Annotated in this window: 1 protein-coding gene; it reads left to right on the top strand. The window is 73.1% G+C overall.

The features are described 5' to 3' along the window. On the top strand, positions 1-992 hold a 992-nt coding region (locus tag RKE29_RS30095), incomplete at both ends, for a beta-ketoacyl synthase N-terminal-like domain-containing protein (protein WP_312008873.1).

Here is a 992-nt window from a genome sequence, read left to right as displayed (position 1 = left end):
CGGGAGGCGGTGCGTTTCCTGGACGGGGTCCGCGCGCTGGAGGAGCAGGGCGTCACCACGTTCCTGGAAATCGGCCCGGACGCCGTCCTCACCTCCATGACCCGCGACTGCGCCACCGCCGACGGAATCGCCGCCGTCGCCGGACTCCGTAAAAACCGGTCCGAGACCGCCACCGTCCTGGCCGCCCTCGCCGAACTGCACGTCCGGGGCCTTCCGGTGGCCTGGGAGCGGGTCCTGGCCGACCTGGCCGGAAACGACCAGGCCGGACAGCGCGTACGGCTGCCCGGGTACGCCTTCCAGCGCAGGCGCTTCTGGCTGCGCACCGGTCCCGCCGGGTCCAACGCGGCGGCCCCCACGGCGTCCGCCGCCGCCCCCACCGACGACCGCCCCGAGCCGGCCGCCGAACCGGTGACCCGGCCCCGTACGGCGCTTTCGGACGGATCCGGCGCGGATCCGGACCGTTCGCGGGCCGACTCCGAGGCGGAGTTCCGCCGCCTGGTCCGGGCCCAGATCGCCCTCGTCCTCGAACACGACGCCCCCGAAACGCTCGACACCACGCGGACCTTCAAGGACCTCGGGTTCGACTCCCTCATGGGCGTGGAACTGCGCGACCGCCTCGCCGAGGCCACCGGCCTCGACCTGCCGACCACGCTCGTCTTCGACCACCCGACCGGCGACGCCGTGACCGGACTCCTCATCGGACTGGCACTCGGCACGCCCACCGAGGAGGACCTGACCCCGGCGGCGGCCGCCGACGAGGAGCCGATCGCGATCGTGGGCATCGGGTGCCGTTTCCCCGGTGGCGTGGCGTCGCCGGAGGATCTGTGGAATCTGGTGGCGTCCGGCGGGGACGCGATCTCGGAGTTCCCGGTGAACCGGGGCTGGGACCTTGAGCGGCTGTTCGACACCGACCCCGACCAGACGGGCACGTCGTACACCCGGCAGGGCGGATTCCTGTACGACGCGGGCGAGTTCGACGCGGAGTTCTTCGG

The organism is Streptomyces sp. B1866 (genome assembly GCF_031932565.1).
Lineage (GTDB): Bacteria > Actinomycetota > Actinomycetes > Streptomycetales > Streptomycetaceae > Streptomyces.
Note: the sequence above shows the minus strand (reverse complement) of the source record. Positions and strands in the feature narration are given on the sequence as shown.